This window comes from Actinoplanes sp. NPDC019969 (assembly GCF_055562375.1).
Genome location: NZ_JBVHFK010000013.1, coordinates 135,196 through 159,175, shown reverse-complemented (window position 1 = coordinate 159,175; position 23,980 = coordinate 135,196). Strand labels below are relative to the sequence as shown.

Below are 23,980 nucleotides of genomic sequence, written 5' to 3'. Positions count from 1 at the left end.
ATCCATCGGCGGCGGTGGGAGCGAAGGAATGGTCGTACCGAGTCAACGACGATCCGTTCCTGGGAGCTTCGATGCGTACTCTGCACCTCCACCGCGCGGCCGCGATCGGCGCCGTCACCCTGATCGCGCTCGGCGCCGGCGCCACGCCGGCGTTCGCCGAGGCCGGTTCCAAGGTCTCCGTCGTGCACGGCATCCCCGGGCAGGCGGTGGACGTCTACGTCAACGGCGAGAAGACGATCCCGAACTTCCAGCCGGGCAAGGTGGCGGGCCCGCTGGACCTGCCGGCCGGGCAGTACGACATCGCGCTCACCAAGCCCGGCGACCCGATCGGCAGCGCCCTGCTGACCGTCGACGACGCCGCCGTGCCGGGTGACGCGAACCTGAGCCTGGTGGCCCACCTGAGCGCCGACGGCAAGCCGACGCTCACCCCGTTCGTGAACGACACCGGCAAGCTGGCCGCCGGCAAGGCGCGGCTGATCGTGCGGCACACCGCGGCGGCCCCGGCGGTGGACGTACGGGCCGGTGGCCAGCCGGTGTTCGAGGGCGTCACCAACCCGAAGGAGGGCAAGGCCGACGTCGACGCCGGCACGGTGTCCGCCGACGTGGTGCTCGCCGGCACGCAGACCCGGGTGCTCGGCCCCGCCGACCTGGACCTGAAGGAGGGCACGGCGACCATCGTGTACGCGGTCGGTTCGGCCGAGGCCAAGTCGCTCGACATCGTGGCGCAGACGATCGACGGCCTGCACTCCGCGCCGGGTGGCGTTCCGAGCGGTGACGGCGGCGCCGCCGACAAGGGCACCCCGATCGCCTGGTACGGGACCGGCGCCCTCGGCATCCTGCTGGCGATGTTCGGCCTGACCCGGCTGGCTGCCCGGCGTCGATGAGCACGCCGTCGCACGGTGGCACGTCCCGGCATCTGCCGGGGCGTGCCCTGCTCATCACGTCGGTCGGCGTCGTCCTGGCCACCGCCTCCGGCGTGGTGGCCTGCCGGTCCCAGCCACCGGACGACTTCGGCCCGTCCCCGGTCCCCGCCGTGACATCATCGGCCCCAGAGAACGTCCGGGTTCCGGTGCGGGACGGCACTCTCCCGTCCGGCGCCGCCGACGTTGCGCCCGCCCGGCTGCGGATCCCCGCGATGGACCTGGACGTGGCGGTGGACGCGGTCGGCATCGACGCGGCGACCGGCGACTTCGCCGTCCCGCCGAGCGTCAGCCGGGTCGGCTGGTACAGGTACGGCCCGGGGTTCGCCGCGTCCGCCGGTTCGATCGTGGTGGCCGGTCACGTGGACAGCGCCGCCGAGGGCAAGGGCGCGTTCTTCCGGCTCGGCACCCTGAAGGCCGGTGACACGGTGACGCTGACCGGCCCGGGCGGCAAATCCCGCGCGTTCACCGTGACGGCCCGGAAACGGTACGCGAAGACCGCCGTCCCGCTGGACGACTACTTCGCCCGGGACGGCTCCCCGCGCCTCACCCTGATCACGTGCGGTGGCCCCTTCGACCCGAAGACCCGCCACTACCGCGACAACGTCGTCGTCACCGCCGCCGAGAGCCGCTGACACGCCGGGCCGCCCGCTCGATCGCGTCGCCCGTGGCGGCGCGCATCATCGGCAGCAGCGGGCTGGTCGACATCAGGGTCAGGTCCTCGGCGACAGTGGTGGCGCCGTCGAGGAAGCGCAGCACGCGGTCGGGGGGATTGCGGTCGAAGAGGCGCTGGAAGAAGGCGACCCCGTCGACCAGGCCACGGTCCAGGGCACGTAACTGGACCGCGTCCATCCAGCGGTGCCGGGGCGGGTAGGGCGGCCCCGGAAGCGGCGGCCGGCCGGCGGCGACCTCGCGGGCGATACGGTCGGCCTGCCGCACCATCGCGGTGAATGTGAACCCGGTCGACGGGCGGGTCGCTCCCCCGGCGGTGCCGAGACGGACCACGCGCGGCGACGGGCGCGGGTCGAACACGCCGTCGGTCATCGGGATCACCCCGTCCTCCACCTCGCGCACCCGCAGCGTGGACAGGTCGAGGCCGAGCAGGGCGGCGTACCCCCGAAGGGCCGTGTCGTAGGCGTCCCCGGTGAGCACCGCCGGGGAGAACTCGGTGTACTCGACGAGCGCGAACCGGTCACTGACCGGCAGCACGTAGCCGAACGACACACCCCGGGACGGCTGGGGGGTACGGAAATCCATCAGCACCGCCCGCCCCGGCTCGAACACCGGGCGTTCCGACTCCAGCCACCAGCCCCGGAAGTGCTGCAGCCAGTCGGTCCGGCCGGGGCGGTCCGGCGGGCGCGGCCGGGAGTCGAGCACCCACCCGGCCCGGACCAGCGGCGTCCCGTCCGGGGCGGAGATCACGACCCGGGAGCCGTCGTCGTCGAGCGGGCCCGCCGCGGCGGTGATCCGGGTCGCGCCCAGCCGCTGCTCGGAGGCCGCCGCCAGGTCGTAGAGCGGGGCCGAGCGCAGCATCGCGTACCGCAGCGGGTGCAGCGGCAACGTCCGGCGGCCCTGCGCGGTGACCACGTCGACGGCGTCCCACGCGGCGCTGAGCAGCGGGTCCAGGAAGGTGCCGGGGGTGCCCCAGAACGCCCACGTCCGGTCCTGGCCGCGCTTGTGCACGGGGTCGACGATCGCCACCCGTACACCGCAGGGTGGTAAAGCGGCGAGCACCAGCGAGGCCGCGCCGCCGCCTCCGACCAGGGCCAGGTCCACGTCGATCACCGGCCCAGCCTGCCACCGCCGGGCCGGGCGATATGATCCGGGACCGCTCAACCAGGGGATGATCACATGCGCTACGTGCTGTTTCCCGGCCGCCACCATCTGCTGACCCGTTTCCAGGCGGACTACCTGCACGGGCTGGCAGGGGGCGACGGCGCCACGATCGTGTGGGCCGTGACGTCGGCGAACCACGACAACACCCGCCGCAACCCGGTGCCGTACCACCGGCGGGAGGCCGCGATCGAGCGGTTCAGCCTGCTCAGCGGACTGCGGTCGCTGGTGGTGCCGGTGTTCGACACGGCGCCGACGGACGCGTTCGCCGAGGTCACGCTGAAGAGCATCGCCGTGGCCACCGGGCTGGATCTGACGCCGGCGGACACCGTGGTGGCGTGTTCGACGCCGGAGGTGGCGAAGCTGTACGAGCGTCTCGGCTTCCCGATCGCCCTGGTCGAGGCGGATCCGGCGGTGCGTACCGTGCCCGAACGGCCGTGGGACGTGCTGCTGCGGCTGGCCGCCGGCGACGAGTCGTGGCGCAAGCTGGCGCACCCGGCGACCATCGACGTGTTCGAGCGGTACCGCCTGGTCGACGCGGTCCGGACGGTCGTCAACGATCCGCTGGTCGGCGACGAGGGCGGGCTGACCGCGACCCGCGACTACCGGACGTACGTGGAGGCGTTCGCCGACGCCGCCGACCGCAAGTGGGAGGCGGTCCGCCGGCATGTCCGGCCCGGCCGGATCGTCGACATCGGCTGCGGCGCCGGGGCGGTCCTGGAACTCGCCGACCGCGAGCCGGGCCTGCACGAGAGCGACCTGATCGGCGTCGAGGTGGCCCGCCACCTGTACTCCGAGTGCGTGCACAAGAAGGCCCAGGGCGTCTTCCGCAACGCGAACGTGTACTTCTACCAGCGCAACGTCCTCGGCGGCGCGATCTTCGCGGACCGGTCCGTCGACACCACGCTGACGTTCGCGCTGACCCACGAGATCTGGTCCTACGGCAGCCGGCGGGAGTCGCTGCTGCAGTTCGCCCGGCGCATCTTCGACCACACCGCGCCCGGCGGCGTCTGGATCAACAGCGACGTGTGCGGCCCGGACGACCGCCGCCGCGAGGTGCTGCTGCGCCTGGAGGCCGTCGACGGCGAGAACCCCGCCGGTGCGCGGCACGATCTGGCCGACCTGGAGTCCGGGGAGATCCGGAGGTACGTGGAGCGCCTGTCCACCCGGGCCCGCCTCGACCAGTTCGCTGCCGACTTCGCGTTCCCGTTCGCCTTCGAGGACCAGGCCGACGGTACGGTCCGCCTCGAACTCGGCGCGGCGATGGACTTCCTGACCCGCAAGGACTACGTCGACAACTGGCTGTCGGAGACCAAGGAGCAGTTCTGCGGGCTGTCCTTCGCCGAGTGGTCGGACCTGCTGGCCGAGGTCGGTTTCGAGCTGGACCCGGCGTCCACCCCGATCCGCAACGACTGGATCATCGACAACCGGATCGCCCCGGTCGCCTCCCTCACCGAGACCGACGGCACCCCGCTCGACTGGCCGACCACCCACCTGCTGGTGGTGGCCCGCCGCCCGCACAACAGCTGACCAGCGTCACCACTCGGCGATCAGTTGCGTGGCGACGGCGGTGATCAGAACGGCGGACAACACCAGATAGACGATTGCGGTACGGGGTAAGCCGCGCGACCGGGCGACCCCGGCGATCCCGAGCGGGGCGAAGACGAAGAACGCCAGGCCCACCACCGACAGCGGCCCGAGGAGGGCGCCGAGCGCGCCGAAGCCGGTCCGGTCGTCCCCGAGGGCGGCCGACAACGCCATGAACCACGCGAAACCGAGACAGACGGCGCCGACCAGCCACCCGACGGTGAGCAGGACGATGGTGGCCGGCGCGGAGGTCCGGGGCTGCGTCATGGGCGTCACCCTAGACCGGCGGCTCAAGGGCCGCCGGTCAGGATCCGGGTCATCTCGTCCGGGGTGGGCGACGGCGCGGGCAGCGGATGGGCAGCGGACGTGCGCAGACCGTCGAGCAGGAAGCCGACGGCCCGCCGCCAGGCGCCGGAACCGGCGGACGCACGAGCGATCGGGGCCTGCGCGGCGAGGAACAGCACCAGGTCCTCGCCGGTGAAGTCGGGGCGCAGCACCCCGGCCCGCTGGGCGCGCTCGATGACGGCGGCAGCGGCGGCGGACGTGCGGTCGCAGACGCCCATCAGCCGGCTGGCGTCCGGGAACCGGCGGGTCAGCACGTCACCCAGCGCCGGGTCGACGGCCTGGAGCTCGCACACCCCGGACACGTAACCGGCGAAGCCGTCCCAGGGGTCCGGGCAGGCCAGGGCGGTGCGGGCGGCCTGGTCCAGACGGGCGGCGGCCAGGTCGGCGACCACCTCGTCGATCAGCGCCTCACGGCTGCCGAACAGGTTGTAGAGGGTGCCGTGGCTGACCCCGGCCCGGCGGGCGATCTCCTTCAACGGCACCTGCAGGCCGCGCTCGGCGAACAGTGCGGCGGCGGCTTCCCGCAGTCTCGTCGCGTTACGTTGCGCGTCGGCCCGCATTCCCGCCCTCCCCGTCGCTTTCCACCGGCCGGTTCTCACGGCTGTCCCGCGCCGCCGGAGGTGGCCGTGACCATGCTCGCACGAGCGATGTTGACCGGCGGGTCAACTTGGCTGCTACCGTTCGATCATGCCTGAGGTGACCGAGGACGCCACGGAACAGCCGGAACCGGCCGCGCCCGTGGCGGAGCCCGCTCAACCCGTACCCCCACTGATCCTCATCGGCGCGCAAGACGCGCCGACCTGCACCGATGGAGTCTGCCTGTGACCGCCGACATCCGTATCGACGTGTGGTCCGACGTCGTCTGCCCGTGGTGCTACATCGGCAAGCGGCGGCTCGAGACCGCCCTGTCGGCGTTCGAGCACGCCGGCCGTGTGTCGGTGCGCTGGCACAGCTTCCAGCTCGATCCGACCATCCCGGCCGGGCATCGCGAGCCGGTGCAGCAGATGCTCGCCAAGAAGATCGGCGCGCCGGCCGCGCAGGTCCGGGCGATGACCGGGCAGGTCACCGAACTGGCCCGGGCCGAAGGGCTGAGCTACGACCTGGACCGGGCGGTCTCGGTCAACACCCGCGACGCGCACCGGCTCGCCCACCTGGCGGCCGAGCACGGGCTCGGCACCGAGATGCACGAGCGGCTCCTGAAGGCGCACCTGTGCGACGCGGAGATCGTCGACGACCCGGACACGCTGGTGCGGCTGGGCGCCGAGGTCGGCGTGCCGGCGGAGGAGACGGCGGAGATGCTGCGGGGCACGAAGTACGCGGCCGAGGTCGACGCGGACATCCGCGACGCCCGCCGGATCGGCGTCTCCGGCGTCCCCTTCTTCGTGATCAACCAGCAGTACGGCCTGTCCGGCGCCCAGTCCCCGGAAACGATCCTGAGCGCCCTGCACAAGGTCGCCTGAGCCGCCCGGCAGATCGCCAGCCGTCGCCCAGACCCGTTAAGGCCGCCCCTTGACCGGCCTGACGTACGGCTGACCGGCCCAGCCGTCGCCCAGACCTGCTACGGCCGCCCCTTGACCAGCCTGGCGTACGGCTGGCGAAGCCCCGCCGTCGCCCAACCGCCGAAACGACGGCTGGCGAAGCCAGCCGTACGGCAGGCCGGTCAACCGGCCACCGAAAGCGGCCTGAGCGACGGCTGACGATCTGCCGGTGCGGCCCGCTTCGTGCGGTTCTGCCACGACTGGATCCGGCTGGTTGTCAGGGCTGTCTCAGCGGCGCTGAGACAGCCCTGACAACCAGCCGGGGGTGACCCCTGAGCGGGAGCCGGGGACGCCGCGAGCACGGGACTGTGCGTGGGGTGCGGACGTCGAGGGCCGGCACTGAAATGCCGGCCCTCGACGTCTTGGCGGGGCTACTCGTCGGGGGTCAGGACGACCTCGGCGGAGCCGGTCTGGCCGTCGGCGTCGGTGTATTCGGCGACGAAGACGGCGTTCAGGTTGTCGGCGCCCTCGTGGCCGGGGTCGACGAACGTGGTGATGGAACCGGTGCAGCCGGCTGTCGTGGACAGCGGGTGGCCGTGCTGGTCGTGGCCCAGGATGTAGGAGACCTGGACGTTGGCGCAGTTCACCGGGGCGTCGTCGACGATCGCGACCTCGAAGGTGACGGTGTCGCCGAACTCGAACGGCTGGTCCGCCGTCGGCGTCACGAACGACACGGTGGGCGCGACCGGGCCGACGTGCAGCAGGAACTCGGCGGACGCGGACCGGCCGGTGGCGTCGGTGACCTTCAGGGTGGCCCGGTAGTCGCCGTTGACCCTGTACGTGTACGACGGGTTCGCCTCGCGGGAGTCGACGCGGCCGTCGGCGTCGAAGTCCCAGGCGTACCGGATCGCGTCACCGTCGGGGTCCAGCGTGCCGACGCTGGAGAAGTTGACGGTGAACGGCGCGGAGCCGACGGTCGGCGTCGCGTTGATCTTCACGATCGGGCTCTTGTTGTCCGGTGCGTAGTCGACGCGGGCCAGTTGCGCCTCCGGGTTCTCGGCGAAGTAGCCGTCGCCGTACTCCAGGACGTAGAGCGCGCCGTCCGGGCCGAACTCCAGGTCCATCGGGTTGTCGAAGACGATCGACGGGAGCACCGGCTCGATGGCGGTCACCTGGTTGCGGCGGTCCAGCGAGAACGCCTTCACGTAGTCGCGGGTCCACTCGTAGAACAGCGGTTTCCCGGCGAAGTCGGCGGGCCAGGCGAACGGCGAGCGGTTGCGGCGGTCGTACTGGTAGGCCGGTCCGCCCATCGGGCCGATGCCGCCGGTGCCGAGTTCCGGGAACTGGGCGCTGGCCCCGTACGAGTAGATGACCTCGGCTTTCTCGACCGCCGGCAGGGTACGCAGCCCGGTGTTGTGCGGCGAGTCGTTGACCGGTTTCGCGCAGTTGAACGGCTGCCCGGAGACGCCGGTGGCGAAGTCATAGTCGACGTACGGCATGTCGGGCGCGACACAGTACGGCCAGCCGTAGTTGGCGGGTTTGTCGATGGCCATCCAGCGGCCGTGCCCGGCGGGTCCGCGTTGCGGGTTCGGCTGCTGGGCGTCCGGTGAGTAGTCGGCCAGGTAGATGACGCCGGTCTTCTCGTCGACGTCGAACCGGAACGGGTTGCGCAGGCCCATCGCGTAGATCTCCGGGCGGGTCTTGGCGGTGCCCGGCTTGAAGAGGTTCCCGCGCGGGATCGTGTAGGTGCCGTTGGACCGTACCGTGATCCGCAGCAGTTTGCCGCGCAGGTCGTCGGTGTTGGCGGAGCTGCGCTGCGCGTCGAACGCGGGGTTGCGGTCCGCGCGCTCGTCGATCGGGGTGTAGCCGCCGGATGCGAACGGGTTGGTGTCGTCGCCGGTGGACAGGTACAGGTTGCCCTGCCGGTCGAAGTCGATCTTCCCGCCGACGTGGCAGCAGATCCCCCGGTCCACCGGGACCTGGATGATCTTCTGCTCGGTGCGCAGGTCGAGGGTGTTGCCGCGCAGCTTGAAGCGGGACAGCTGCAGGTGACCCCGGAACGGGGCGAAGTCGGCGGCGGTGCCGTTCTCCGGCGCGTTGCCCTCGTTGACCGCCGGGGTGGCCGGGTCGTCGACCGGGGTGTTCAGGACCGGCGAGTAGTAGACGTACACCCAGTTGTTCTTCTTGAAGTCGGGGTCGATCGCGATGCCCTGCACGCCCTCCTCGTCGTGCAGGTAGACCGGGATGGTCGCGGCGAGCACGTTGCGGCCGGTGCGGGGCTCGTGGATGCGGACCTGGCCCTTGCGGGCGGTGTGCAGCACGCGGCCGTCGGGCAGGACGGCCAGGGCCATCGGCTCGCCTGGATAGTCGTTGAGAGTGACCTTCTGGAAGTCGGTGTCCGGCGGCACAGCGACGGCGGCCCGGACCGGGCTGCTCATGGTCAGGACCAGGGCGGCGGCGGAGAAGACAGCGAGAAGACGGCGCATGTCAGAACCTCAACCCTGCGAGGTACGAGTAACCGGCGCGCGCGGTGTCCAGGGCCTGCTCCGGGGTCCGGGGCGGGCTGCCGGCGTCGTCGCGTTCCACGATGTACTCGATCAGGCCCGCCTCGGAAGCACGCCGGAAGACCCGTTTGAAGTCGATCAGGCCGTCGCCCGGGTCGGCGAAACCACTGCTCACCGCCATGTCCTTGACGTGCACCTGGCGGATCCGCCGCCGGTTGCGCTCGATCAGGTCGACCGGGTCGGCGGCGCCGCGCCACGCCCAGTACAGGTCGACCTCCAGGTGCACCAGGCGCGGGTCGGTCTCGCCGGTGAGGATGTCGAAGCCGGTCCGGTCGCCGCCGTCCTGGCGCAGGAACTCGTTGTGGTGGTTGTGGTAGCCGAAGCTCAGCCCGGCCCGCCGGGCCAGTTCCCCGGCCTTGTTCAGGTCGGCCGCGAACGCCCGGTAGACGGCGCCGGAGCGGATCGGCCCGTTGGCGTCGGTGCCGAAGTACGGGTGGACGATGAACGTGTTGCCGACGATCGCGGCGTCCTCCAGGGCACGTTTCCAGATCTCCGGATCCCACGGCTGCGGGATGCCGGCGTGCCCGGAGGTGGCCTTCAGGCCGGCGTTGTCGAGGGCGGCCCGGAACTGGGCGGCGGTCCGGCCGACGAACCCGGCGTGCTCGACGCGGGTGTAGCCGATCTCGGCGAGTTCGGTGAGGCTGCCCTCGAGGTCGATGGCGAGCTGGTTGCGCAGTGTGTAGAGCTGCACGCTGATCCGGTCGCGGGGCACCCGGTGCGGGTTGCCGCCGCCGGCTGCGGCGGGCGAGGTGAGGGCGGGCGCCCCGACGGCGGCGGCACCGGCAGCGGCGGCGCCCAGAAGGTGACGGCGACTCAACGGTGTCTCATTCATGGTCATGACGCTAACCGCCATTTATGCACATCACTAGATGAACAATCCGTGAGCGGCCCGTAAAATGGCACGCCGAGGAGCCGGGTGCGAAACACCCGGCCCCGGAAGGCGTTTTACTGATTGGTGGAGAAAGCGGCGTCGAATGCCGCCGAGGGAGCGTCGAAAGCGAGTCGCCGAACGAACTGGAGGGCCTCCGGGGCGCCGACCAATCGGTCCATTCCGGCGTCCTCCCATTCGATCGAGATCGGCCCGTCGTAACCGATCGCGTTCAGTGCCCGGAAACAGTCCTCCCAGGGCACGTCGCCGTGCCCGGTGGAGACGAAGTCCCAGCCCCGGTGCAGGTCCGCCCACGGCAGGTGGGAGCTGAGCCGGCCCCGCCTGCCGTCGCCGGTGCGAACCTTCGCGTCCTTGCAGTCGACGTGATAGATGCGGTCGGCGAAGTCGAGGATGAAATTGACCGGATCGAGGTCCTGCCAGACGAAATGCGACGGATCCCAGTTGAGGCCGAAAGCGGCACGATGACCGATCGCCTCGAGGGTCCGCTTGGTGGTCCAGTAGTCGTACGCGATCTCGCTCGGATGCACCTCGTGCGCGAACCGCACGCCGACGGAGTCGAAGACGTCGAGAATGGGATTCCAGCGGTCGGCGAAATCGGCGTACCCGCGTTCGATCATCGACGGCGGAACCGGCGGGAACATGGCCAGGGTGTGCCAGATCGACGAGCCGGTGAAACCGACGACGGTACGCACCCCGAGCTTGGCCGCGGCCCGGGCGGTGTCCTTGATCTCCTCGGCGGCCCGGCGGCGTACCCCCTCGGGCTCGCCGTCGCCCCAGATCCGGGCGGGCAGGATGTCCTGGTGCCGTTCGTCGATCGGATGGTCGCAGACCGCCTGGCCGACGAGGTGGTTGGAGATCGCGTACACCTTCAGGTTGTGCTTCGCCAGCTGCTCGCGTTTGCGGTCGACGTACCCGTCGTCGGCGAGAGCCTTGTCGACCTCGAAGTGGTCGCCCCAGCAGGCGATCTCCAGGCCGTCGTAACCCCACTCCGACGCCAGGCGGCACACCTCGTCGAACGGCAGGTCGGCCCACTGGCCGGTGAAGAGGGTGATCGGTCGTGACATGTTCAGTCCACTTCCTCGCAGGTGTTCCCGGACGTGACGCGGGATTCCGTCGCCGCAGCGAACGGCGGAGCGTGTTGGTTTCGGGCGCGCATGGCGGCCGAACTCAACACGCTGGTGGCGCGAGGGACCACCCGGGCGTGACGGCGCGGCGGCGGCGAGGTGTGCCGGGTGGGTTTGCGCCTCCCACCCGGACGCCGTACGGGTCCGCGGTCGTCGGGTCCACTCTAGGCCGCGACCCGGGGCCGGCGGAAGGTCCGCCGGCCCGGTTCGTCAGGGCAGCGTCCACTGCTGGTTGGCGGCGCCGAGGCAGTCCCAGATGTGGATCTGCTGGCCGTCGTTCGGCCGGGCCTCGGAGACGTCCAGACAGCGGCCGGACTGCGGGTTGCGGACGGTCCGGTCGGACTGGGCGGCCCAGTTCTGCGCCCCGCTGCCGTTGCAGGTCCACAACTGGACCTTGGTGCCGTTGGCGGTGCCACCGCCGGACACGTCCAGGCACTTGCCGGACGCCGGGTTGCGCCACACCTGCCCGCTGACCTGCCACGTCTGCGCCGCCGAGCCGTTGCACGTCCACAGCTGGATCTTCGTGCCGTCGGCGGTGCCGCTGTTGCTGATGTCCAGGCACTTGCCGGCGAAACCGGCCACCCGGCCGGTGCCACCGCCGCCACCGGAGGCGCCGAGGGTGAAGTCGTCGACGTCGAACAGTCCGGCGCCGGAGCCGGTGAACGTCAGGTAGAGGGTGTGGGTGCCGGAGGGCACGTTCGCCAGGGTGGCGCTGACGTCGGCGAACGTGCTCCAGCCGCCGGTGTTCGGCACCACCACCGAGCCGAGCAGCGGCCCGGTCGGCGAGCCGGTGCGGACCCCGATCGTGCCGCCCGCGCCGCCGGAGACGACCCGGGCCTTGACCGAGGTGACGCCGGTCAGGTCGACGCCGCTGTAGGCCGCCCAGTCGCCCGGGTCGACGTACCCGAGAGTCTGTCCGTTGTTGGCGCCCGCCTTGGTGAACGCCTGCACGCCGCTGGCGGAGCTGAAGGACTCGGCCTGCACGGTACGGGCGCCGCCGTTCCCGCCGCCGAGGTCCTTGATCCGGATGTTGCGGAACGACACGTCGTCGCCGTCGCCGTGGTTCTGCAGGCCGATGTGGCCGTCGAGGTTGCGGGCCGGGTCGGTGTTGGTGAAGTCGTTGATCTTCACGCCGTTGAGCAGCACCTGCAGCCGCTGACCTTCGACGAGCAGTTCGTAGGTGTTCCACTCCCCCGGCGGGTTCAGCGCCGCGTCCCGGGCGGCGGCGTTCGCGCCCTGGAAGCTGTAGACGGCGCCGGTGGTGCGGTCCGCGGCGTCGGTGGCGTCGATCTGGATCTCGTAGCCGTTGTTCACCGCCGACCAGGGATCGCTCGACGGCGGGAAGCCGATGAACACCCCGGAGTTGTCGTCGCCCGCCATCCGCCAGTCGAGTTTCAGCGAATAGTTGGTGTACGACTTGCCGGAGTACCAGAGCATGCCCAGGCCGCCGACCGAGGTCAGGGTGGCGTCACTGTTGGTGAAGCTGCCCGGCCCGGCCTGTGACCAGCCGCTGGTGGAGCCGTTGTACAGGGTGGTGTAACCGGTCTCCGGGCGGCAGTCGGCCTTGGTGCGGCCGGCCGCGTACCGGATCCCGCCGAGCAGGTGGCCACGGAAGGCGGTGTCCGCGTACGACGCCTGGGTGTGCCCGCCGCCGGTGTAGAACGACCGTCCCGCGTCGAGGGTCTTGCACCAGGCGTGCGGGTGGTCGGCGCCCATCGTCCCGCCCGAGTACGACCCCTCGTCGAGGGTGGCGAGGACGTGCGCGGTGCTGCGGGCGTTGGTGCGGTAGTCGTACCACTCGTCGGTGCGGGTCCAGGTCTGCGGCAGGTGGGCGGTCGCGGCGTGGGCCCGGTCCTCCACCTTGACGTTGGCCTGCTGGATCGCCGGGTGCGAGGCGAACCAGGCACCGACGAGCTGGCCGTAGAAGGGCCAGTCGTACTCGGTGTCGGCGGCCGCGTGGACGCCGGTGTAGCCGCCGCCGGAGCGGATGTACGACTCGAAGGCGGTCTGCTGGGCGGCGTTGAGCACATCGCCGGTGGTGTTGAGGAAGACCACCGCCTCGTACTGGGCGAGGTTGCCGGTGGTGAAGGCGGCGGCGTCCTCGGTGGCGGTGACGGTGAAGTTGTTGGCCGCGCCCAGGTCGCGGATCGCCTGGACGCCGGTGGCGATCGAGTCGTGCCGGAAGCCCGCCGTCTTGGAGAACACCAGGACGTCGTAGGCGGGGTCCGCGGCCGCGGCGGAGGTGGCGGGTGCGGTGCAGGCCAGGGTGGTCAGCACGACGGTGGCCGCGCCGAGCAGGGTACGGAGGTGTCTTCGCACGGGGAATCCCCTCAGCTGGTCAGGACAGGGTCCACAGTTGGTTGGCGGCGCCGGTGCAGTCCCAGATGTGGATCTGCTGGCCGTCGTCGGGTTTGACCTCGGAGACGTCCAGGCAGCGGCCGGACTGCGGGTTGCGTACCGTCTTGTCGCTCGGGGCGGCCCAGCTCTGTGCCGCGGTGCCGTTGCAGGTCCACAGTTGCACCTTGGTGCCGTTGGCGGTGGCGCCACCGGCGACGTCCAGGCACTTGCCGGACGCCGGGTTACGCCACACCTGCCCGCTGACCTGCCACGTCTGCGCGCCCGAGCCGTTGCACGTCCACAGCTGGATCTTGGTGCCGTCGGCGGTTCCGGCCCCGTTGACGTCCAGGCACTTGCCGGCCAGGCCGACGACCCGGCCGGTGGGCGCGGCGGCGGTGGTGAAGGTGAACGCGTCGACGTCGAACAGCGCGCCCGTTCCGGTGCCGGCGAAGGTCAGGTAGAGGCTGGTGGTGCCGGCCGGCGGGTTGGTGATCGCCCCGGTGACGTTGGTGAACGTCTCCCAGCCGCCGGTCACCGGGACCGTGGCCGAGCCGAGCACCGTGCCGGTGGCCGATCCGGCGCGGATCTGCAGGGTGCCGCCGGAGCCGTTGGAGGAGACCCGGGCGGTGAACGACGTCGCGTTGTTCAACCGGTAGGTGTGGAACGAGATCCAGTCGCCGTTGTTGATGTCGCCGACGGTCCGGCCGCCCTCGGCGGTGGTCTTGGTGAAGGTGTTGACGCCGGACGACGTCGTGAAGTGCTCGGCCTGGCGGTGCCGCGGCTGCAGGGTGTGCTGGGTGTGCGTGGTCAGGCCGCCGGCGTCGGTGTACTCGGCGTCGAACACCGCGAAGATGTTGGCCGCCGCGTCGTGCTCCCCGTCGACCGGGATGGTCAGGCTGCCGGTGCAGCCGGTGGTCGAGGTGATCTGGTGGCCGTGCTGGTCGTGGCCGAGCACGTACGTCATCTTGACCTTGGAGCAGTCGATCGACGGGTCCTCCGGGTCGGTGACGGTCACCGAGTAGGGCACCGTGTCGCCGAAGGAGAACAGCTGGCCGTTGCCCGGTGTCGAGATGGTCACCGTGGGCGCCGTGTTGCCGACGCCGACCTGCACGTTGTCACTGCCGGTCGCGCCCTGCGGGTCGGTCACGGTGAGCGTCACGGTGTACGTGCCGTTGGCGGTGTAGGTCTTGGTGGGGTTGGCGGCGGTGGAGGTGGTGCCGTCGCCGAAGTTCCAGGAGTAGGACAGCGCGCCGCCCTCGGGGTCGCTGGATCCGGCCGACGAGAACGCCACGGTCAGCGGCGCCTGGCCGGAGACCCGGTCGGCGGTGGCGTTGGCGGTCGGGCTCCGGTTGCCGCCACCGACGTAGTCGTACCGGTACAGCGCCGAGTTCTCGTCGCCGTTGAAGTAGCCGGTGCCGTAGTCGAGCACGTAGAACGAGCCGTCCGGGCCGAAGGCGGAGTCCATGACCTGCTTGCCGTTCCACGGGAACGTGGTGATCTCCCCGGGTGCGCCGTCGGCGCCGACGTGGATCGGCTTGATCCAGCCGCGGCCCAGTTCACCGGCGAAGAAGTGGCCCTCGAACGACTGCGGGAACTTGGTCGCCGACGTCGAGGAGGCGTTGTAGCGGTAGACCGGTCCGGCCATCGGCGACTCGGAGCCGCCACCGAACTCCGGCGGGCTGCCGGCGTCACCGGCATACCGGATCCAGGCGGGCTTGGCCGGGGGCAGCTTGCTTTGGCCGGTGTTGCGGAACGAGTTGTTCACCGGGCCGCCCGCGCAGTCGTACTTGGCCCCCGCCGTGTTGGTCGAGAAGTTCCATTCGGCGTACGTCTCGGTGGCGGTGTTCGTGCCGGTGCAGTACGGCCAGCCGTAGTTGCCCGGTCCGGTGACCCGGTTGAACTCGACCTGCCCGCTGGGACCCCGCCCGGTGGTGGCCCCGGCGTCCGGCCCGTAGTCGCCGACGTAGACGACGCCGGTGGCCTTGTCGACGCTCATCCGGAACGGGTTGCGGAAGCCCATGGCGTAGATCTCGGGACGGGTGTTCGCGGTGCCCGGGGCGAACAGGTTGCCGGACGGGACCCCGTACGTCCCGTCGGTGTTGACCTTGATCCGCAGGATCTTGCCGCGCAGGTCGTTGGTGTTGCCGGCGCTGCGCTGCGCGTCGAATGCCGGGTTGCGGTCGGTGCGCTCGTCCAGTGGTGAGTACCCGTCGGACTGGAACGGGTTGCTGTCGTCGCCGGTGGAGAGGTACAGGTTGCCGGCGGCGTCGAAGTCGATGTCGCCGCCGACGTGGCAGCAGAGGCCGCGGTCGGCGGGGACGTCCAGGACCTTCGTCTCGGCGGAGAGCTTCCAGTCGCCGGTGAGGGTGAACCGGGACAGCCGGTTGACGCCCTGCCAGGTGGCCCAGTTGCCGCCGACGGCGGGGGCGTCGCCGGCCGGGGTGCTCAGCGGCGGGGCGTAGTAGAGGTAGATGTGCCGGTTGGTGGCGAAGCCGGGGTCGACGCCGACGCCCTGCAGCCCCTCCTCGTCGTGCGCGTAGACGGGCACCGTGCCGACGACCGCGGTGTTGCCGGAGCTGTCGGTGCGGCGCAGCGTGCCGTTGCGGGCGGTGTGCAGCACCGACCGGTCCGGCAGCACCGCGAGGGTCATCGGCTCGCCCACCTCGGGTTCGCCCTTGGCCAGAGTGACCTGCTGGAAGTCGGCGGCGTTGATGGGGTGGGCCCGGGCGGGCGCGGGGAGCCCGGCGACGGCCGCGGTGGTCAGCAGGAGGACGGCCGCGGCGGCCGGGCGCCACCGGGGCAGGGAACGGAACGGCACGGGGATACCACCTTCCGGGTTCACCTCGGTGTAACAAACGGAAACGTTAAAGACTTCATACAGAAGTGTCTATACTTCCGTGTTCCGGAACTCGACTTTTGTCGATGCGAGCGAAAAGCTCAGCTCCGCCGGTTGACCGCTCCGTCCGCCAAGGACATCAACCGGGCGGACACCTCCTCCGGCACCGGCGCCACCGCCAGCGCGGCCACCGCCGCGCTCAGCCGGTTCTCGATCAGCCGTTCGGTACGCTCCAGCGCTCCCGTGCCGACGATGATCCGGCGCAGCTCGGCCGCCCCGTCCGCGTCCAGCTCCGGGCAGCCGAGCAGCTCCCGGATCCGCGCCGCCTGCTCGCGGGTGGCCGCGTCCCGGGCGTACGCCATCATCACCGTGCGCTTGCCCTCCCGCAGATCGTCCAGCACCGACTTGCCGGTCACCGCCGGATCGCCGAACACGCCCAGCACGTCGTCGCGCAGCTGGAAGGCGTCCCCGAGCGGGTCCCCGAAGGACGCCAGCGCCGCGAGCAGGTCCTCGCCGCCCCCGGCGAGCGCAGCGCCGATCTGCAACGGCCGGGTCACCGTGTACCGCGCCGACTTCATCCGGATCACCGTCAGCGCCCCGGCGGCGGTGCCCTCGCCCACCCCGGAGACCAGGTCGAGGTACTGGCCGGCGATCACCTCGGTACGCATGCCGGTGAACACCGCGTAACCACGGTGCACCTGTTCCCGGGTCAGGCCGCAGTCCTGGAACATCTGATCCGCCCAGACCGCGCAGAGGTCCCCGCCGAGCAGGGCGGTGTTGAACCCGTACCGGGCCGCGTCCCCGCGCCACGACGCACGGGTGTGCCGGTCGGTGAAGAGCTGATGCACCGACGGCTCGCCCCGGCGCCGCTCGCTGCCGTCCATGATGTCGTCGTGGATCAGCGCGAAGGCGTGGAACAGCTCCAGCGCCGCCGCGGCGGTGACGATCGCGTCGGTGTCCGCGCCGCCCGCGCCGCGCCAGCCCCAGTAGCAGAACATCGGGCGCAGCCGCTTCCCGCCGGACAGCACGAAACGGCTCAACGTGGTGAGCAGCCCGCGCGGGGCGCCGTCCGGCCAGCCCGGCCCCTGCTGCCGCAGGAACTCCGCCAGCCGGGCGTCGAACCGGGCCCGCAGCTCGGCGTCGTCCCGCGCGCGGGCGGCCAGCTGCGTCACGACACCTCCTGCGGCAGGCCGGCCAGCTCCAGCAGCAGCGCCTTCACCTCGGTCGCGGCGAAGCCGTCCCGCCCGGCCGCCGGATCCGAGCACAACAGCACCGGGCCGTCATCCGGATCGTCCGGGAGCCTGCCGTGCGAGCCGCGGACCGCCCGGGCGCCGGCGTCCAGGCCGACCACGCTCATCAGGTAGCGCATGCCGAGCTTCTTGCGGGCCAGCGCGATCCCCGCACGCCGCTTCGCCGCCGCCGGACCGGCGGGGTCGAAGAACAGCTCGGCCGGGTCGTACCCGGGCTTGCGATGGATCTCCACCAGCCGGGCGAAGTCCGGGGCCCGCGCCTCGTCGAGCCAGTAGTAGTAGGTGAACCAGGCGTCCGGCTCGGCCACCAGCACCAGCTCACCGGCGCGGGGATGGTCCAGGCCGTGCTCCTTCTTCCCCGCGCCGTCCAGCACCGCGGCGACCCCGGGCAGGCCGCCCAGCACCTCGGCGGCCCGGGGCACGTCGGCCGGATCCCGGACGTAGACGTGCGCGACCTGGTGATCGGCGACGGCGAACGCGCGGGACGTCCACGGGTCGAGGTACTCCATGCCGTCCTGGGTGTGCACCCGCAGCAGGCCCTCGGCACGCAGCGCGCGGTTCACGTCGACCGGGCGGCGGGCCTCGGTGATGCCGTACTCCGACAGCGCCACCACCGTCGCGCCGCGTGCGGTGGCCGCCCGCAGCAGCGGGTCCAGGACGGTGTCCAGCTCGGCTGCCGCTGCCGCCGCGCGGGGGTCCGACGGCCCGAACCGTTGCAGGTCGTAGTCGAGGTGCGGGACGTACACCAGGGTCAGGTCGGGGTCGTGAGCCGCCATCACCCGCTGCGCTGCCGCGCAGATCCACCGCGACGAGGCGATCCCGGCGCCCGGCCCCCAGTAGGAGAACAGCGGGAACGTGCCGAGGGCGGCGGTCAGCTCGTCGTGCAGCTCCGGCGGGTCGGTGTAGCAGTCCGGTTCCTTGCGGCCGTCGGCCCGGTACACCGGCCGGGGCGTGACCGTCCAGTCCACGTCGGCGCCCATCGCGTACCACCAGCAGATGTTGGCCACGGTGTAGCCGGGCTGCCGGCGGCGGGCCGCCTCCCAGACCTTCTCCCCGCCGACCAGCGCATGGTGCTGGCGCCACAGCAGCACCTCGCCCAGGTCCCGGAAATACCAGCCGTTTCCCACGATCCCGTGCCCGGCCGGGGGATCGCCGGTCAGCAGGGTCGCCTGGACCGAGCAGGTGACGGCGGGCAGCACCGGATCCAGGCGGGCCTGGAAACCGCTCTCGGCCACGGCACGGAGCCGCGGCATGTGCGCCAGCAGCCGCGGCGTCAGCCCGACCACGTCGAGAACCACCAGCTTCGTCATGATCTCGCCTCCGCCACCCGGGTCAGCAGGTCACGGGTCCAGGCCAGCTCGCCGGCGATGCCGTCGGCCAGTTCCGCCGGGCCGGCCGGGCGCCGGTCCGCGGGCAGGACCTCCCAGGTGTACGTCTCCACGTCCAGGTGGTCGCACCACGGCTCGTCCGCGCTCATCAGATCGCGCAGCGCCGCCTCGATGACCGGGGTGGTGCCGGCCAGCGGCGCGTCCGGCGCGGCGTGCAGCGGCACGTGGAAGTGCACCCGCCACGGTCCGGGCAGGTTCCCGGCGAGCGCGAGGTCCAGGTCGTCGGCGGACGGGCCGGCGGCCGAGCGGGTCTGGTGCAGGAACCGCGGTTCGGCGTACCGCCGCAGCACCGGCGCGGCGGCGACCGGATCGGCGACCTCCAGCGCGGCGCTGACCTGCACCTTCACCACCGGCAGCCCGGCGTCGGCGAGGCGTTTCAGGGCGGCTGCCGGTTCCTCCCAGGCGCATGCGAGGTGCGCCAGGTCGAGACAGATCCCGAGCCGGTCGGTGTCCACGGCCGACAGCAGCGCGGCGGCCTGCCCGGTGGTCTCCACGACGCAGCCCGGCTCCGGCTCGAAGCCGACCCGGACCGTCCGGCCGGTGCGTTCGAGCTCGCCGAGGCCGGTGGCGAGCCGGTCCAGCATCCGGGCCGCCGCGTCCCGCTGGTCCGGGCGCCACGGGTCGCGCCAGGCCAGCGGCAGCGTCGAGATCGAACCACGGGCCGCGTCGCCGGGCAGCAGGTCCACCAGCACGCGGGCCAGGTCGAGGGTGTACCGCAGCCGGTCCGGGCTGGTCCAGTCCGGGTGGTAGACGGCGTGCTTGACCACCGGCGCCTGGAACGCCCGGTACGGGAACCCGTTGAGGGTCACCACCTCCAGGCCGCGCGCGTCCAGTTCGGCCCGCAACCGGCGCCGGGCCGTGGCGTCGGCGGCCAGGGTTGCGGCGGCCGGCGCGGCGAGCCAGAGCCCGAGGCCGAGCAGGTCGGCGCCGAGCCGCTCCCGGATCGGCAGCGCGTACGCGTCCAGCTGCGCCAGGATGCCGGGCAGGTCCTCGGCGGGGTGCACGTTCGTGCAGTAGCTCAGGTGCAGCGGCGTGCCGCCGCTGTGCCGTACCCGCATCAGCTGCCACCCCGCAGAATGGAACTGCCCTCGAAGGTGGCCCCGCCGGTGACCGCCTCGGACAGGTCGAGCCGCCCCGACTGCCCGTAGAACTCCACCGGATTGCGCCACAGCACCCGGTCCACGTCGTCGTCGCTGAACCCGGCGGCGAGCATCGCCTCCCCGGTGCGCAGCGTCAGCAGCGGATCCGAGCGGCCCCAGTCGGCCGCCGAGTTGACCAGCATCCGCTCCGGGCCGTGCTCCCGCAGGATCTCGACCATCCGCGACGGCGACATCTTCGTGTCGGGATAGATCGAGAAACCCATCCAGCAGCCCGCGTCCCGCACCGCCCCGACGGTCACCTCGTTGAGGTGGTCGACGACCACCCGGTCCGGCGCGATGCCCGATTCCCGGACCACCGCGAGGGTACGGTCCACGCCGCGCGCCTTGTCCCGGTGCGGGGTGTGCACCAGCGCCGGCAGCTCGTGGTCGACGGCCAGTCCGAGCTGGGCGGCGAACACCTCGTCCTCCTCCGGCGTCATCGCGTCGTACCCGATCTCGCCGACCGCCACCACCGAGTCCTTGTCCAGATAGCGCGGCACCAGCTCCAGGGCCTCCCGGCAGCGCGGGTCGTTGGCCTCCTTCGGGTTGAGCGCGATCGTGGCGTGGTGCCGGATGCCGAACTGGGCGGCCCGGAACGGCTCCCACCCGACGAGCGAGTCGAAGTAGTCGGCGAACGAGCCGGCGCTGGTCCGTGGCTGCCCGAGCCAGAACGCCGGCTCGACGACGGCCCGCACACCGGCGGCCGCCATGCGCTGATAGTCGTCGGTGGTCCGGGACGTCATGTGGATGTGCGGGTCGAAGATGCGCATCGAACCTCCAGAACTCCTCAGGTGGGCAGGCGCAGCAGGGCGAGGGCGTCGTCGGAGACCGGGCGGCCGGCGGCCTCCCGCTCGTCGCGCAGCCCGGCGGCCATCGCCGCCAGCTCGGCGTCCGCGCGGTCGGCCAGCCCGTGCACCGCGGCCAGCGGGATGCCGAGGAAGACGCACTTCAGGACGGCCTGCCGCCAGGCGGACTGATCGAGATGCGCGGCGTACGGTCCGAGCGCCGCCGCGATCAGCCGGGTGTCGTTCGTACGGACGGCGTCGTGCAGCAGTGGCGCCGCGGCATCGCCGATCGGCAGCAGGGGAAGCGCTTCCAGAGCGGCGAGCTTCTCGGCCGCGTCGCCGTGCCGGTACAGGTCGTCCACGTACCGGGGCATCTCGCCGGGTGGCAGGGCGAGCAGCAGGAGGGCACGGGCGGCCTGGCCGGCGGCCCGCCCGCAGTGCCGGCCGGCCGCCGGGAACAGCCGGGTGATGCTCGGCGGGTTCGCGCGGACGCTCTCCACGCCGGCGGCGAGCCAGGCGGCGCCGGGTGACCGGGCCACCGCCGTACGAAGCGTGCCGGGGTCCATGGTGTCTCCCTTCAGACGTGCGCTCGCAGGAACGCGATGGACGACGCCGCGACGGTCGGCGCGGCGTGCGAATGCCGGGGCAGTTCGACGGCCACCAGCCCGCGGTAGCCCGCCTTGTCCAGGGCGGCCAGCACCGGCCGGAAGTCGATCTCGCCGGTGCCGAACTCGAGATGTTCGTGCACCCCGCGCCGCATGTCGTCGATCTGGACGTTGACCAGGTGTTCGGCCACCGACGTGACACAGTCCGGCACCGGGTCGGGCTCCAGGCAGCGGCAGTGCCCGATGTCGAGGGTGATGCCGAACCCGGCGGGCGCGCCGAGCGCGGCGTGCAGCCGCCGCCAGCCGGCGATGTCCTCGACGAGCATGCCGGGCTCCGGTTCGAAGCCGAGGACCACACCCTGCCGCCGGGCCGCGGCGTGCACCTCGGCGCACCCGTCGACGAGCCGCTGCCACGCAATGTCCTCGCCGATCTCGGCCGGGCGCACCCCGGCCCAGAACGAGACCGCCTCCGCGCCCAGGTCCGCGCCGATCGCCACCGCACGCCGCAGGAAGTCGACCCGGACCTCCCGGTCGTCGTGCAGCAGCGTCGGCGCGTGCTTGCGCCACGGATCGAGCAGGTAGCGGGCGCCGGTCTCGACGACCACCGACATGCCCAGGCGGGCGAGGCGCCGGGCGACCGCGTCGACCCGGCGGGCGGCGCCTTTCGCGTACGGGTTGAGGTGCCCGTGGTCGAGGGTCAGCGCCACCCCGTCGTAGCCGAGGTCGGCCAGCACGGCGAGGGCGTCGGAGAGCTTGTGGTTGCCGAACCCGTTCGTGCCGTACCCGAACCGCAGCCCGCTCATGTGGCACTCACCAGCCTGGCCAGCCGGGCAGCCGCCGGGGCCAGGACCGCGGTGGCCGCGCCGACCGCGGAAGCTCCGGTACGGGCGGTCAGCGCCCCCTGCAGCACCGGCAGCGTGGTGATCCCGGCCGTGACCGCGTCCCGGATCCGGCTCCCGCTCGGTTCGGCGGCAGCCCGGGCCTGCGCGGCGCCGTACCGGACCGCGTACCAGGCGGCCAGCGCGGCCGGCACGAGCATCCGGGGGCGGCCGCCGGCGGCGGTGGCGATCGCGGCGGTGGCGGCCAGGGTACGCAGCGGCAGCGACGGCTCCGCCCCGTGCACCTCCCGGCGCGACAGCGCGGTGACCGTCCACGTGTGCGCGGCGACGGTCAGCGCCGCCGGCAGGACGGCACGTGGCGCGGTCCGCCACCGGCCGCCGGTGCCGAGCAGCACGTCGAGACCCCGGCAGGCGGCCATCACGGCCGGGCCGGCGGCGGTGTTCTTGGCTCCCAGGTCGTACGCCCAGATCGCCCCGGCCAGCCCGAACGCCACCGGAAGCGGCCGGCGTCCCCCGGCGAGCGCGGCGACCGTCAGCCCGGCCGCGGTCAGTCCCACGGCGACACGGGCGGCCGTCGCCGGGGACACCCGGCCGGACGGGATCGGCCGGTGCGGGCGTTCGACGGCGTCGACGTGGCGGTCGGCGAGGTCGTTGCCGGCCATTCCGGCCCAGTACAGCAGCACCGACGCGGCCGCCATGGCCGCGGTGCGCGGGCCCAGTGTCCCGGCGGCGGCCGCGCCGGCGACGACGTCGCCGGGCACGGACAGCGCGGCGGGCGCGCGGGTCAGCTCGACGAGGTCGCGCCAGCCGGTCATCGCGGCAGCTCCGCGGCGAACCCGACGAGGTCCTGCCACTGTTCGGCGAATCCGTGCGGGACCTCGCCGACCGGGTCCTTGAAGAAGTACGCCAGTTCGGTCAGCGGCCCGTGCCGGCCGGCGGCGTGGGCGGCGCCGGTGAGCCGGGCCAGATCCAGCACCAAGGGGGCGGCCAGGGCCGAGTCGCAGCCGTGCCAGGTGAGTTCCAGGCGCATGCCCGTGCCGAGGAAACCGGCGAAGGTGATCAGGTCCCAGGCGGTCTTGAAGTCGCCGATGTCCTCGACGTACTCGATCCGGACGGCGCCCTGCGGCTGGTAGCCGAGGGTCTCCCGCAGCACCCGCTGTTTGCTGGCGCTCTTGGCCGCGTTGGCGCCGGGGTCGGCGAGGTTGGCGCCGTCGCCGCCGCCGAGCAGGTTGACCCCGGACCAGGTGCGGACCTGGAGGTGCCGGCGGGCGAACATCGGCGCGAGCACCGATTTGAGCAGGGTCTCACCGGTCTTGCCGTCGTGGCCGGCCCAGGGCAGGCCGTGCCGGGCGGCCAACTCGGCCAGGGCGGGCAGCCGCGCGCCGGCCGACGGGGTGAAGTCGACGTAGGAGCAGCCGGCGGTGAACGCCGCGTACGCGTACAGGGAACTGGGCGGCAGCACCGTCGCGCCGCTGCCCAGCGCGGCGTCGAGCGCCGCGAGGGTGGCGTGCGCGGGGTGTGGTTCGGGGACGGGTTCGGTGGACGACACGTTGATCACGACCACCCGGTCCAGGCCGTGCCGGTCGCGGAAGGCGGTCAGGTCGGCGGCGAGCAGGCCGGCGGTCGCCGCCTGGTTGGCGCCGGCGGGCACCGGCCGGATGTCGGCGTCCGCTCCGGACAGGGGCGTGTGCAGGGCGGTGACCAGGGCCGCGGGCACGACACCGGCGGCGGCCAGTTCCTCGGCCTTCTTCGTCAGCGGCGTCGCCACCAGGTCGTGGCCGCCGAAGACGAGGTCACCGAAGTCGGTGAGGCCGGCGGTACGGAACTCGGGGAGCGCGGTGACGCAGCCGGTGGCCGGGGCCAGCCCGGCGCGCAGTGCGTGCGCTCCGACGATGCTGGTCACCGCGACGCTGCCGCGCCCGCCGACCAGCCAGACACCCAAGGGCATGGAAATCCTCCGGACTCGCCGTCACGGCGATGGTGGATGGAGCCGTCCGGCGCGGGCCGGGGAATCCCGTCCGGTCCGCGGCCGGCGGCCGATCCGGTCGTGCACCGTCCGGA

General features: G+C 72.3%; 21 protein-coding genes. 5 read left to right on the top strand and 16 right to left on the bottom strand.

Going from position 1 to position 23,980, the window contains the following annotated elements; all coding sequences use genetic code 11:
• The first annotated feature begins 71 nt into the window (after positions 1-71).
• Together ACZ3II_RS33680 and ACZ3II_RS33675 are read left to right on the top strand one after the other, a co-directional pair.
• Positions 72-884: a DUF4397 domain-containing protein gene (locus ACZ3II_RS33680; protein WP_465522939.1), complete on the top strand. Its 813-nt coding sequence runs from the start codon at positions 72-74 to the stop codon at positions 882-884.
• Positions 881-1,555 carry a class F sortase gene (locus ACZ3II_RS33675; RefSeq protein ID WP_465522937.1) on the top strand — a complete coding sequence of 225 codons (675 nt, stop codon included), beginning with the start codon at positions 881-883 and terminating at the stop codon, positions 1,553-1,555. Before ACZ3II_RS33680 ends, ACZ3II_RS33675 begins: the two co-directional genes overlap by 4 nt.
• Here the strand turns inward: ACZ3II_RS33675 and ACZ3II_RS33670 are convergent.
• Positions 1,533-2,756, bottom strand: coding sequence for a lycopene cyclase family protein (locus tag ACZ3II_RS33670; protein WP_465522935.1), 1,224 nt, complete (start codon positions 2,754-2,756; stop codon positions 1,533-1,535). The two genes, ACZ3II_RS33675 and ACZ3II_RS33670, sit on opposite strands and share 23 nt — an antisense overlap.
• Before the next feature lie 15 nt (positions 2,757-2,771).
• Here ACZ3II_RS33670 and ACZ3II_RS33665 point away from each other — a divergent pair, with 15 nt between their 5' ends.
• Complete coding sequence (locus ACZ3II_RS33665; protein ID WP_465522933.1) at positions 2,772-4,283, top strand: class I SAM-dependent methyltransferase; 1,512 nt, start codon at positions 2,772-2,774, stop codon at positions 4,281-4,283.
• Positions 4,284-4,289: 6 nt separating this feature from the next.
• Here ACZ3II_RS33665 and ACZ3II_RS33660 read toward each other — a convergent pair whose 3' ends face one another.
• The gene (locus ACZ3II_RS33660; RefSeq protein WP_465522931.1) at positions 4,290-4,607 is read right to left on the bottom strand and encodes a hypothetical protein; all 318 of its coding nucleotides are present in this window, start codon (positions 4,605-4,607) and stop codon (positions 4,290-4,292) included.
• Between the two features lie 23 nt (positions 4,608-4,630).
• Positions 4,631-5,245 (bottom strand): TetR/AcrR family transcriptional regulator, encoded by a 615-nt coding sequence (locus ACZ3II_RS33655; RefSeq protein WP_465522929.1) that lies wholly within the window; start codon positions 5,243-5,245, stop codon positions 4,631-4,633.
• A gap of 127 nt (positions 5,246-5,372) precedes the next feature.
• Here ACZ3II_RS33655 and ACZ3II_RS33650 point away from each other — a divergent pair, with 127 nt between their 5' ends.
• Positions 5,373-5,510: a hypothetical protein gene (locus ACZ3II_RS33650; protein WP_465522927.1), complete on the top strand. Its 138-nt coding sequence runs from the start codon at positions 5,373-5,375 to the stop codon at positions 5,508-5,510.
• Positions 5,507-6,145 (top strand): DsbA family oxidoreductase, encoded by a 639-nt coding sequence (locus tag ACZ3II_RS33645; protein WP_465522925.1) that lies wholly within the window; start codon positions 5,507-5,509, stop codon positions 6,143-6,145. The genes ACZ3II_RS33650 and ACZ3II_RS33645 overlap by 4 nt, the downstream gene beginning before the upstream one ends.
• A 449-nt stretch (positions 6,146-6,594) precedes the next feature.
• Here ACZ3II_RS33645 and ACZ3II_RS33640 read toward each other — a convergent pair whose 3' ends face one another.
• The 13 genes from ACZ3II_RS33640 to ACZ3II_RS33580 form a co-directional block, all read right to left on the bottom strand.
• Positions 6,595-8,649 carry a PQQ-dependent sugar dehydrogenase gene (locus ACZ3II_RS33640; protein ID WP_465522923.1) on the bottom strand — a complete coding sequence of 685 codons (2,055 nt, stop codon included), beginning with the start codon at positions 8,647-8,649 and terminating at the stop codon, positions 6,595-6,597.
• A 1-nt stretch (position 8,650) separates the two neighbouring features.
• Positions 8,651-9,559 carry a sugar phosphate isomerase/epimerase family protein gene (locus ACZ3II_RS33635; RefSeq protein WP_465522921.1) on the bottom strand — a complete coding sequence of 303 codons (909 nt, stop codon included), beginning with the start codon at positions 9,557-9,559 and terminating at the stop codon, positions 8,651-8,653.
• 113 nt (positions 9,560-9,672) lie between these two features.
• Positions 9,673-10,680, bottom strand: coding sequence for a sugar phosphate isomerase/epimerase family protein (locus ACZ3II_RS33630; RefSeq protein ID WP_465522919.1), 1,008 nt, complete (start codon positions 10,678-10,680; stop codon positions 9,673-9,675).
• 270 nt (positions 10,681-10,950) lie between these two features.
• A complete protein-coding gene (locus ACZ3II_RS33625) occupies positions 10,951-13,059 on the bottom strand; it encodes a ThuA domain-containing protein (RefSeq protein ID WP_465522917.1) in 2,109 nt (702 codons plus the stop codon).
• A 19-nt stretch (positions 13,060-13,078) separates the two neighbouring features.
• On the bottom strand, positions 13,079-15,895 hold the full coding sequence (locus ACZ3II_RS33620) for a PQQ-dependent sugar dehydrogenase (protein ID WP_465522915.1): 2,817 nt from the start codon (positions 15,893-15,895) through the stop codon (positions 13,079-13,081).
• Between the two features lie 119 nt (positions 15,896-16,014).
• Positions 16,015-17,085 (bottom strand): polyprenyl synthetase family protein, encoded by a 1,071-nt coding sequence (locus ACZ3II_RS33615; RefSeq protein WP_465522913.1) that lies wholly within the window; start codon positions 17,083-17,085, stop codon positions 16,015-16,017.
• Positions 17,082-18,476, bottom strand: coding sequence for an alkaline phosphatase family protein (locus ACZ3II_RS33610; protein WP_465523360.1), 1,395 nt, complete (start codon positions 18,474-18,476; stop codon positions 17,082-17,084). Before ACZ3II_RS33610 ends, ACZ3II_RS33615 begins: the two co-directional genes overlap by 4 nt.
• Positions 18,470-19,609, bottom strand: coding sequence for a metabolite traffic protein EboE (gene eboE / locus ACZ3II_RS33605; protein WP_465522911.1), 1,140 nt, complete (start codon positions 19,607-19,609; stop codon positions 18,470-18,472). The genes ACZ3II_RS33610 and eboE overlap by 7 nt, the downstream gene beginning before the upstream one ends.
• The gene (locus ACZ3II_RS33600) at positions 19,609-20,460 is read right to left on the bottom strand and encodes a TatD family hydrolase (protein ID WP_465522909.1); all 852 of its coding nucleotides are present in this window, start codon (positions 20,458-20,460) and stop codon (positions 19,609-19,611) included. Before ACZ3II_RS33600 ends, eboE begins: the two co-directional genes overlap by 1 nt.
• 17 nt (positions 20,461-20,477) lie before the next feature.
• The gene (locus ACZ3II_RS33595; protein ID WP_465522907.1) at positions 20,478-21,041 is read right to left on the bottom strand and encodes an EboA domain-containing protein; all 564 of its coding nucleotides are present in this window, start codon (positions 21,039-21,041) and stop codon (positions 20,478-20,480) included.
• A gap of 11 nt (positions 21,042-21,052) precedes the next feature.
• Positions 21,053-21,883, bottom strand: coding sequence for a sugar phosphate isomerase/epimerase family protein (locus ACZ3II_RS33590; RefSeq protein ID WP_465522905.1), 831 nt, complete (start codon positions 21,881-21,883; stop codon positions 21,053-21,055).
• Entirely contained in the window at positions 21,880-22,734 is an 855-nt protein-coding gene (locus tag ACZ3II_RS33585) for an SCO3242 family prenyltransferase (RefSeq protein WP_465522903.1), read from the bottom strand. Before ACZ3II_RS33585 ends, ACZ3II_RS33590 begins: the two co-directional genes overlap by 4 nt.
• Entirely contained in the window at positions 22,731-23,867 is a 1,137-nt protein-coding gene (locus ACZ3II_RS33580; RefSeq protein WP_465522901.1) for an inositol-3-phosphate synthase, read from the bottom strand. Before ACZ3II_RS33580 ends, ACZ3II_RS33585 begins: the two co-directional genes overlap by 4 nt.
• Between the last annotated feature and the right edge of the window lie 113 nt (positions 23,868-23,980).

What these genes read in the sequence shown, in the direction of transcription:
- ACZ3II_RS33600 (WP_465522909.1), bottom strand. Translation starts at nt 20,460, where the DNA reads ATGCGCATCTTCGACCCGCACATCCACATGACGTCCCGGACCACCGAC.
- ACZ3II_RS33635 (WP_465522921.1), bottom strand. Translation starts at nt 9,559, where the DNA reads ATGAATGAGACACCGTTGAGTCGCCGTCACCTTCTGGGCGCCGCCGCT.
- eboE (WP_465522911.1), bottom strand. Translation starts at nt 19,609, where the DNA reads ATGCGGGTACGGCACAGCGGCGGCACGCCGCTGCACCTGAGCTACTGC.
- ACZ3II_RS33590 (WP_465522905.1), bottom strand. Translation starts at nt 21,883, where the DNA reads ATGAGCGGGCTGCGGTTCGGGTACGGCACGAACGGGTTCGGCAACCAC.
- ACZ3II_RS33650 (WP_465522927.1), top strand. Translation starts at nt 5,373, where the DNA reads ATGCCTGAGGTGACCGAGGACGCCACGGAACAGCCGGAACCGGCCGCG.
- ACZ3II_RS33680 (WP_465522939.1), top strand. Translation starts at nt 72, where the DNA reads ATGCGTACTCTGCACCTCCACCGCGCGGCCGCGATCGGCGCCGTCACC.
- ACZ3II_RS33675 (WP_465522937.1), top strand. Translation starts at nt 881, where the DNA reads ATGAGCACGCCGTCGCACGGTGGCACGTCCCGGCATCTGCCGGGGCGT.
- ACZ3II_RS33595 (WP_465522907.1), bottom strand. Translation starts at nt 21,041, where the DNA reads ATGGACCCCGGCACGCTTCGTACGGCGGTGGCCCGGTCACCCGGCGCC.
- ACZ3II_RS33665 (WP_465522933.1), top strand. Translation starts at nt 2,772, where the DNA reads ATGCGCTACGTGCTGTTTCCCGGCCGCCACCATCTGCTGACCCGTTTC.
- ACZ3II_RS33580 (WP_465522901.1), bottom strand. Translation starts at nt 23,867, where the DNA reads ATGCCCTTGGGTGTCTGGCTGGTCGGCGGGCGCGGCAGCGTCGCGGTG.
- ACZ3II_RS33640 (WP_465522923.1), bottom strand. Translation starts at nt 8,649, where the DNA reads ATGCGCCGTCTTCTCGCTGTCTTCTCCGCCGCCGCCCTGGTCCTGACC.
- ACZ3II_RS33660 (WP_465522931.1), bottom strand. Translation starts at nt 4,607, where the DNA reads ATGACGCAGCCCCGGACCTCCGCGCCGGCCACCATCGTCCTGCTCACC.
- ACZ3II_RS33585 (WP_465522903.1), bottom strand. Translation starts at nt 22,734, where the DNA reads ATGACCGGCTGGCGCGACCTCGTCGAGCTGACCCGCGCGCCCGCCGCG.
- ACZ3II_RS33655 (WP_465522929.1), bottom strand. Translation starts at nt 5,245, where the DNA reads ATGCGGGCCGACGCGCAACGTAACGCGACGAGACTGCGGGAAGCCGCC.
- ACZ3II_RS33630 (WP_465522919.1), bottom strand. Translation starts at nt 10,680, where the DNA reads ATGTCACGACCGATCACCCTCTTCACCGGCCAGTGGGCCGACCTGCCG.